Source organism: Elstera sp. (assembly GCF_044372965.1).
In the GTDB taxonomy this organism is placed as follows: Bacteria; Pseudomonadota; Alphaproteobacteria; order Elsterales; family Elsteraceae; genus Elstera.
The window spans coordinates 1-8,206 of the sequence record NZ_JBILQX010000161.1; the positions used below are offsets into that span (position 1 = coordinate 1).

Annotated in this window: 10 protein-coding genes; 8 read left to right on the forward strand and 2 right to left on the reverse strand. The window is 60.3% G+C overall.

From position 1 onward, the window contains the following. From ACIQ36_RS16035 to ACIQ36_RS16070, 8 genes are all read left to right on the forward strand, one after another. A partial coding sequence (locus ACIQ36_RS16035) for an ATP-binding protein (RefSeq protein ID WP_395831131.1) occupies positions 1 to 256 on the forward strand: 256 nt, incomplete at its 5' end. Further along, positions 246 to 1,628, forward strand: a complete 1,383-nt coding sequence (locus ACIQ36_RS16040) for a sigma-54-dependent transcriptional regulator (protein ID WP_395831133.1) — start codon at positions 246 to 248, stop codon at positions 1,626 to 1,628. The genes ACIQ36_RS16035 and ACIQ36_RS16040, both read left to right, overlap by 11 nt. Positions 1,629 to 1,772: 144 nt before the next feature. Continuing rightward, complete coding sequence (gene hfq / locus ACIQ36_RS16045; protein ID WP_045777020.1) at positions 1,773 to 2,024, forward strand: RNA chaperone Hfq; 252 nt, start codon at positions 1,773 to 1,775, stop codon at positions 2,022 to 2,024. 109 nt (positions 2,025 to 2,133) lie between these two features. Continuing rightward, entirely contained in the window at positions 2,134 to 3,399 is a 1,266-nt protein-coding gene (hflX, locus tag ACIQ36_RS16050; protein WP_395831147.1) for a GTPase HflX, read from the forward strand. Beyond that, positions 3,396 to 4,217: an inositol monophosphatase family protein gene (locus tag ACIQ36_RS16055; protein WP_395831135.1), complete on the forward strand. Its 822-nt coding sequence runs from the start codon at positions 3,396 to 3,398 to the stop codon at positions 4,215 to 4,217. The genes hflX and ACIQ36_RS16055 overlap by 4 nt, the downstream gene beginning before the upstream one ends. A gap of 20 nt (positions 4,218 to 4,237) precedes the next feature. After that, entirely contained in the window at positions 4,238 to 4,945 is a 708-nt protein-coding gene (locus ACIQ36_RS16060; RefSeq protein WP_395831137.1) for a hypothetical protein, read from the forward strand. Then, the gene (locus ACIQ36_RS16065) at positions 4,942 to 5,967 is read left to right on the forward strand and encodes a lysozyme inhibitor LprI family protein (RefSeq protein WP_395831139.1); all 1,026 of its coding nucleotides are present in this window, start codon (positions 4,942 to 4,944) and stop codon (positions 5,965 to 5,967) included. Before ACIQ36_RS16060 ends, ACIQ36_RS16065 begins: the two co-directional genes overlap by 4 nt. Before the next feature lie 5 nt (positions 5,968 to 5,972). After that, entirely contained in the window at positions 5,973 to 6,983 is a 1,011-nt protein-coding gene (locus ACIQ36_RS16070; RefSeq protein WP_395831141.1) for a lysozyme inhibitor LprI family protein, read from the forward strand. Here ACIQ36_RS16070 and ACIQ36_RS16075 read toward each other — a convergent pair. Together ACIQ36_RS16075 and ACIQ36_RS16080 are read right to left on the reverse strand one after the other, a co-directional pair. Then, positions 6,980 to 7,750, reverse strand: a complete 771-nt coding sequence (locus ACIQ36_RS16075; protein ID WP_395831143.1) for an SDR family oxidoreductase — start codon at positions 7,748 to 7,750, stop codon at positions 6,980 to 6,982. The two genes, ACIQ36_RS16070 and ACIQ36_RS16075, sit on opposite strands and share 4 nt — an antisense overlap. A 53-nt stretch (positions 7,751 to 7,803) precedes the next feature. Then, positions 7,804 to 8,058: a tautomerase family protein gene (locus ACIQ36_RS16080; protein WP_395831145.1), complete on the reverse strand. Its 255-nt coding sequence runs from the start codon at positions 8,056 to 8,058 to the stop codon at positions 7,804 to 7,806. Positions 8,059 to 8,206 lie beyond the last annotated feature (148 nt).

Sequence of the window (8,206 nt, forward strand, 5' to 3'; positions counted from 1 at the left end):
GCAACGTGAGCGCCTGACCGAGCCCTATGTGACCACGCGGGCCAAAGGGACCGGCTTAGGGCTTGCCATTGTTGCTAAGATTATGGAAGACCATGGGGGAGAGATTCGTTTGACCGACGCTCCAGTTCGTCCCGATACTGTAGCAGGCGCACGCGGGGCAGAGATTGCCCTCATCTTGCCACGAAAAGGCGAAACTCTCCCAACCGCCGACGCAACAACCAACGGCGGGGTAGCGGAAGGAACCTATGGCGCATGAAATTCTAGTTGTCGATGATGAGGCGGATATCCGCACTCTGGTCGCCGACATCCTGAAAGACGAGGGGTTTAGCGTGCGGGTCGCGGGATCAAGCGACCAGGCACTCGAAGCCGTGCGGACGCGCCAACCTCATTTGGTTCTCCTCGATATTTGGTTGCAGGGCAGCCAACTCGACGGCCTGCAAATTCTCGAAAAGATCCAAATCGATCATCCGGGCCTGCCGGTTGTGATGATGAGCGGCCATGGAACGATTGAAACGGCGGTCGGCGCGATCAAGCAGGGTGCCTATGACTTCGTTGAAAAGCCGTTTAAGTCCGATCATTTGCTGCATGTTATCGACCGCGCTATTGAAGCTGCCAAACTGCGGCGGGAAGTGGCTGATCTCAAATCGCGCACCACGGTCGAATATGATCTGACTGGAAGCTCCCCCGTCATTGCCGCTGTTCGGCAGGCGATTGAGAAGGTCGCCCCGACCAATAGCCGCGTGCTGATTACCGGGGCGGCGGGAACGGGGAAGGAAGTCGTGGCACGGGCACTCCACGCTCAGTCGCGCCGGGCGACCGGCCCGTTTGTCGGCGTCAATTGCGCCATCATGCACCCGGATCGGATTGAACAGGAACTCTTCGGTACCGACGATAATGACGGGCCGCGCCGGGTAGGGCTGTTCGAGCAGGCGCATGGCGGCACGCTACTCCTGGACGAGGTGGCGGATATGCCGCTCGCCACCCAGGGCAAAATCGTTCGCGCCTTGCAGGAGCAAACCTTCGAGCGCGTCGGCGGACGCTCCAAGGTGGAAGTGGACGTGCGCGTCATCGCCTCCAGCAATCGGGATCTTGCCACCGAAATGGCTGAAGGCCGGTTTCGGGAAGATCTTTATTACCGGCTCAACGTGGTGCCGATCCGCATTCCCAGCCTGAAGGAACGCACCGAAGATATCCCCGATCTGGTGCGCTATTTCGTCCGTCGGGCGACCGAAATCAACGGTCTGCCGCCGCGCGAAATTGGCGAGGACGCGCTCGCCTCGCTGCAAGCCTATGATTGGCCGGGCAATATCCGCGAACTGCGCAATACGGTCGAGCGGTTGCTGATTATGGCCCCCGGCGATGCGCGCGCACCGATCCGGGCCGATATGCTGCCGCCGGAAATCAGCGCTAAGGCCCCGGCGGTGCTGGCCTGGGATAAGGGCGGCGAAATCATGTCGCTCCCCTTGCGGGACGCGCGCGAAGTGTTTGAGCGCGACTATCTTTTGGCGCAGGTCAATCGCTTCGGCGGTAATATCAGCCGCACGGCATCCTTCGTTGGCATGGAACGTTCGGCACTGCACCGTAAGCTGAAATCGCTCGGCGTTAATGGAACCGACCGGAAACTGTGACTGCTCTGATATGCCGCACCCCCTAGCCGGGCGCGCCGGATTGTCCTACATATAGGCTTCGTGTGTGTGACAATGTCGGTGCGCTGGTGCTGATAGAGTCTTGGTTTCTTTGGCAATGGCCCAAAAGCAAGAAGGAATGCCGTAATGAGCTCCGAAAAATCCCAGAATGTCCAGGACGTCTTCCTGAACTATATTCGTAAGCAAAAAATCCCGGTAACAGTGTTCCTTGTGAATGGCGTAAAGCTTCAGGGCATTGTGACGTGGTTTGATAACTTCTCGGTTTTGTTGCGGCGCGATGCGCATTCGCAGCTTGTTTACAAGCATGCGATTTCCACCATCATGCCCGCAGCGCCGGTTCAATTGTTTGATGGAGTGAAGGAAGCGGGTGACGTCTGATCCTTTGAGCGCGACGGATAACCCCGCCGCCGACCCTTATTTGCCTGAGGCGGCGGTTTCCATTGAGGCCGCCGCCCTCGGCGAGCATGCCGCAACGCGCGCATTTGTTATTCATCCCGATTTAGGCCGCCAGGAAGGCCCCGATAGCCGTTCTATCGAGGGGCGCGTGAACGAGGCCGTTGGTCTCGCCGAAGCCATTGGTTTGGACGTGCAACGCGCCGAAGCCGTGCGCCTGAAAATTCTCCGCCCCGCCACCCTGTTCGGCACGGGTGTTCTGGAGCGCTTGAAGCAGGGCATTGAAGAGGTGCAGGCGGCGGTTGTCATCGTCGACGGCCATCTGTCGCCGGTGCAGCAGCGCAATTTGGAACGCGAATGGCAGGTGAAGGTCATCGACCGCACCGGGCTTATTCTCGAAATCTTTGGCGCGCGCGCCCGCACCCACGAAGGGCGGCTTCAGGTCGAACTTGCCGCGCTCACCTATCAACGCTCGCGCCTCGTGCGGTCCTGGACCCATTTGGAGCGCCAGCGCGGCGGCTTCGGCTTCCTCGGCGGCCCTGGGGAAAGCCAGCTCGAAATTGATCGGCGCTTGATTGGCGACCGCATCGCCAAGCTCAAGCGCGAACTTGAGGAGGTCAAACGGACACGCGAACTTCATCGCGGCGCGCGTAAGAAGGTTCCCCAGCCGGTCATCGCCCTCGTTGGCTATACAAATGCCGGGAAATCGACGCTGTTCAACCGCCTGACCAATGCCGATGTGATGGCGGAAGATATGCTGTTCGCCACCCTCGACCCGACGATGCGCGGCCTGACGCTGCCGTCCGGGCGGCGGGTTATCCTGTCGGATACGGTGGGCTTCATTTCGGCCCTGCCGACCCAGTTGGTCGCCGCCTTCCGGGCGACGCTGGAAGAGGTGCTGGAAGCCGATATCATCCTGCACGTCCGCGACGCTTCGCACCCCGACAGCATGGCCCAAAAGGCCGATGTAGAAGCGGTCTTGCGCTCGCTCGGCCTCGAAAAGCAGGTCGATGCCGGGCTGCCGGAAGTGCTGAATAAGGTCGATCGCTTGGATGAGGAAGGGCTCGCCGAGCAAACCCGCCGCGTGACGGGCACGGCGCTGCCACTCTCGGCCCTCACCGGCCAGGGGATCGACGCGCTGCTGACCTATCTCGACGAAGCGCTGCGCGACCGGCAGCAGGTGATTGCTGTCACCATTGATCCGGCCGACGGGCGGCATCTGGCCTGGCTCTATGCTCACGGCGAAGTGCTTTCCCGCGAGGACGACGAGACCGGCCAAGCGCACCTAACGGTCGGGCTCGATCCGATGGAACTTTCGCGCTACCAGCGGCAGTTCCCGCAGTCGGTGATCGGCCTATGAGGGAGACGGCGGCGCTGCTCGGCCCCGTCGCCGACCTGCTGCGGGAAACGGCGGCGCGGGAGTTGGTGCCGCGTTTTCGCAATCTTTCGGCGGGCGATATTCGCGAAAAAGCCCCGAACGATCTCGTCACCGCCGCCGATCTGGCGATGGAAGCGGCCCTCATTCCAGCCCTGGAAGCGCTGCTGCCGGGCTCGACCACCGTGGGCGAAGAGGCGGTTGCCGCCGATCCCGCCGTGCGCGACCGGCTGCATGGCGATGATTGGGTATGGGTGATCGATCCGCTCGACGGCACCGCCAATTTCGCGCGCGGGCACGACGCTTTCGGCTCAATCCTCGCCCTGGTCCATCAGGGCGAAACCTACGCCGGCTGGATTCACGATCCGTTGACCGGCGTCATGGCCTGTGCCGCCAAAGGACAGGGGGCTTGGCGCGATGGCGCTGCCGTGCGCCTACCCGAACCGCCCGCCGATCTGGCCGACCAACACGCCGCCCTCTCGGTGCGTTTCTTCCCAGGGGAGGAGCGCAAGCGCTTGGGCCACCTTACCCAGCGTTTCGCCTCGCAGTCGCCCTGCTATTCGGCGGCGCAAGATTATCTGCGGTTGCTTCAGGGGGAAGCCCATTTAGCGCTTTTCTACCGCACGTTGCCGTGGGATCATGCCGCCGGGGTTTTGCTGGTCGAAGAGGCGGGCGGCTATGCGGCGAGCCCCTTGAGCGGCAAAGCTTATTCCCCCGCCGCTGCCGATCCGGGTTTGCTGATCGCGGCACGGGAAGCGCAGTGGCAGGCAGCGCGGGGGCTGTTGTTTGGGGGTATTCCTTAAACGGAGAAATGCGGATGAGAATGAACTGGAAAGCCGTTCTTCTCGTAGTTGGTTTAATATTTACTCAACAACCCGCTGCTATTAGCGCCAACTCGGTAATCCGCTGCGATAACCCGGAAAAATGGGTACAGTCACGGGCGTGCGCGAGTCCAGAGATTATGGCGTTGGTCGAAGCCTATCTTGCAGCTTGGCAACGAATTGTTGGTCGCTCCTCGTGGGAGGCTTTCGAAGATTACGCCGAAGATGACAAGACGACGGGCACCCACATCGAACAACTCTGTTGGGGCTTCCGCAACCCAACCCCACCGGTTTCAGAGAGTGATGCCTGTCTGATAAGCTTTATTCACCAGGAAATCGATTTTCTAGAAACCAAGTTCCTGACGCATTTACCGATCGGGTTTGGAAGGGTTCAAGCCCGCCGGATTAGCTGGGTAACGCCAACTCCGACCGGGGAAACCTCCCATCCCCAGTTTCCGGGAATAAAATCCTATGGATTTGTAGTTTTTCCCGCGTTTACCGAACCCCGCTTTAGGACCCTGCTTAAAATTCCAGAGGATATTATGTCCGTCGCGGATGTTAGCCGAAGCTTGCAGGTCGATTTCGATATTCTCGATCTTAGGCCGGAGAGCCTGACATTTCGGTATCGTTATCGCCAGGAAACCTTCTCAGGCGAGATGCGGGCTTGGGAAACTGTCAAAACCCTTGATCTGACCGGGGGCGGCAAATGATCCGCTTCCTTATTGGGCTGTGCCAGATTTTCGTTGTATTGCCCGCCCGTGCTGAAGATGGCCCCAGCTTCGACTGCCGCAAAGCCAGCACAGAAATCGAGCTGATGATTTGCGCCTTACCCAGCCTCGCCGCTGATGATCGGGATTTGAATGCTGCCTATACTGCGGCCTTAAAGAGGCTTCCGCCCGCCGGGCAGAAAATCCTTCGCGATTCGCAACGGGACTGGTTGAAGGCATTGAAAATCATGTGCCTCAATCGCGTTATTCCGCAAAGCGGCAAGGATGGGTACAATGCCGAATGCCTCTCTTTAAAATATCGGGAGCAGGCTGAATATTTGTCTCAGAAAGCGCTCATTACGCTTCCGGGGGGCCAAACCCTTATCCGCCGACAACAGATTGCCGCGAGCGACGGGTGGGATTACCCCCGTGACCCCACGACGGGGGCCTGCCAAGGGCCGGATCTTTGCTTGGGTCGATTGCTAGCTTACTACCCGGCTTTTGCGGCACCGGACCTTATGGCCGCGCTTCCCGATGGAAATATTATCGGGAACGACGCGCCAGATCCGGGAGAATCCGAAAGCGATTTCGAGGTGATTGTCGCAAACCGAAATTTTCTGTCGATCCGGCAATGGTTTTACTGGAATTCACCGATTATGCCTCACGGAAACGGCGGGCATTTCACTTATACAATCGATCTGCACCGAGCCCGCGGCCTGACCTTTGAGGCAATGTTCCGGCCCGACCGGCCATGGCGTTCGGCGATAACCAAACAGGTCATTGCCCAGTTTCCCGCTGAAAGTTCGGAAGCCTGCATTGCCCGACCGAAATTCACGCCCAAACAATGGGATGAGCTGATTTTTGCCGACGGTAAATGGCATTTGACCGAGACCGAGCTGGTCTTCGAGTTCGACCAAAACGCCTTTGCAAGCTACCGAACGCAGGAATGCACAATCAGCTTAGCGCTGGCCGATTTGAAACGGTTCATGACGGCGGAAATGCTGCGAAGGATTAAAGGGACGTGAAACCGATGCCTCGCCCGTACGCTCCAATCCTCGTGGGTTTCGCCCTACTTGCGGCCCTCTCAGGCGTGGCCCACGCCCAAACCGCCCCCAGCTTCGACTGTTCCAAAGCCAGCACCGAGGTTGAAAAGACCATCTGCGCCTCGCCCGATCTCGCCAAGGCCGATGTCGCGCTGGCGGCGGCCTATCGTGAGGCGCTGGCCCGCGCGCCGGAGGAGGCGAAACCGCTCCTGCGCGGCGATCAACGCGGCTGGATTGCCCATATCGGAAAAATTTGTCAGGCGCGCTGGGCCCCGAAAGAGGGTGGGGGCGACTATGTGACAGGCTGCATCGGCACGGCTTTGCGCCGCCAGACCGATTTTTATCACAACGAGGCGCTGCTCCCGCTGCCGGCCCCCTATGGCACTCTGCTCGCCCGCCAAGTGTATCGCACCGCCCCCGTGGCCGAGGCCGATCAGATGGATCATCTGCCCCGCATCCGGTCGGAGGAAAACCGTTTTCCGCAGTTTCTCGCCCGGGCTTTAAGCGCGTTGAGCGCCACCGCCCCGAAGCCTGCTGAGGATGATGCTTTTGAGACCGAGACCGGCTTTAAGGCCAGCCTGTACCGCGACCGCCTGCTGGTGCTCGAACAGACGATCTATACCTATCAGGGCGGTGCGCATGGGCTCTATGGGTCCGATTTTGCGGCCATCGATCTGGCGCGCGCGCGGAAACTGACGGAGGCCGATGTTTTCCAAACCGGGAGCCCGTGGCGCGCCGTGCTCGCCCGGGAGGCCGATAAGTCCCTGCGCGCACTAGCGAAGCAGGAGGGTTGGGAATATGAGCCTCTCACAATTGCCAAAATGACAAAGGCGGTCGGCGAGGCCGCGCGCTGGGCGCCGGGGGCGAGTTTTGGGGTCTATTTCGGCCTCTATGAGGTCGGCCCCTACGCCATCGGCACCCCTATTGCCAAGGTTCCCTATTCGGCTCTGCGCGCGTATTTCACCCCTGAATTCAAAGCCCTAATCGGCCTCGACTAACCCTGACGCTTCACCGCCAGCGGCCCAGGCGCCTGGCAGGTCGGCATCATTTGGATGCTGTTGATGTTCACATGGGCGGGCAGGGCGGTCGCCCAATAGATCGCTTCGGCAATATCGTCGGACAGCAGCGGCTGCGTGCCCGCGTACATGGCGGCGGCTTTGGCGTCGTCGCCTTTGAAGCGGATGTTGGAAAACTCGGTGCCGCCGCACAGGCCCGGCTGAATATCGGTTACGCGCACGTTGGTTCCGACCAAGTCGGCGCGCAGGTTGAGGGCGAACTGATGCACGAAGGCTTTCGTTGCGCCATAGACGTGCCCGCCGGGGTAGGGGAACTCGGCGGCGGTGGAGCCGAGCATAACGATATGACCGCGCCCGCGCGCCAGCATGCCGGGCAGCAGCAGGCGGGTGGCAAACATCATGCCCTTCACATTGGTATCGACCATCACTTCCCAATCGTCGAGATCGGCTTCCGGCGCGGGGCCAAGCCCGAGGGCGAGACCGGCGTTATTTACCAGAATATCGACCTCGGCGAAGGGGGCGGGTAGGGCCGAAAAAGCGGCTTCGGTGGCTTTGCGGTCGCGCGCATCCAGCACCAGCGGCAGCAGTTTATCGGCCCCGAACTCCGCTTGAAGCTCCAGAAGCCGGTCTTCCCGGCGTCCCGTGGCGATAACCTTATGCCCTTCGGTGATAAAACGGCGGGCAATGGCTGCGCCGAACCCGGCAGTGGCCCCAGTCACGAGAACGGTTTTGGCGGCAGAAACGGTCATCCAGGAACTCCAAGCTTTTAACAGCGGGTCAATGAGGGCGTCAGTTTACGCACCTAACAATATTGAGCAAGCCCAAGCCCGAAGGACCAGTCGGGCAGATCATTTTCCGACAGCGACACCAGCACGTCTTCCGCCCGCAACCCGAGCGCGACCAGATTGGCGGCGATGGCGGCATAGAGCGCTTTTTTCAGATCCACCGTGCGGCCTTGGCGCAAATAGATTTGCACGATCAGCGCGTTCGGGCTCCGGGCGATGCCGAGGTAATTGGCATCGATAATCAGGTGAGCGGGATCGTGCAGATTGATCACCTGAAAGCGATCATCGGCGGGAATGCCGATGGCCGATACGAGGGCGCTATGGACTGAACCGCCCCGAGTTTGCCGGAGACCCCAACTCGTGAGAAGTAGGGTCTATGACAAGCAAGACGACGAACAAGTTTTCTCCTGAAGTCCGCGC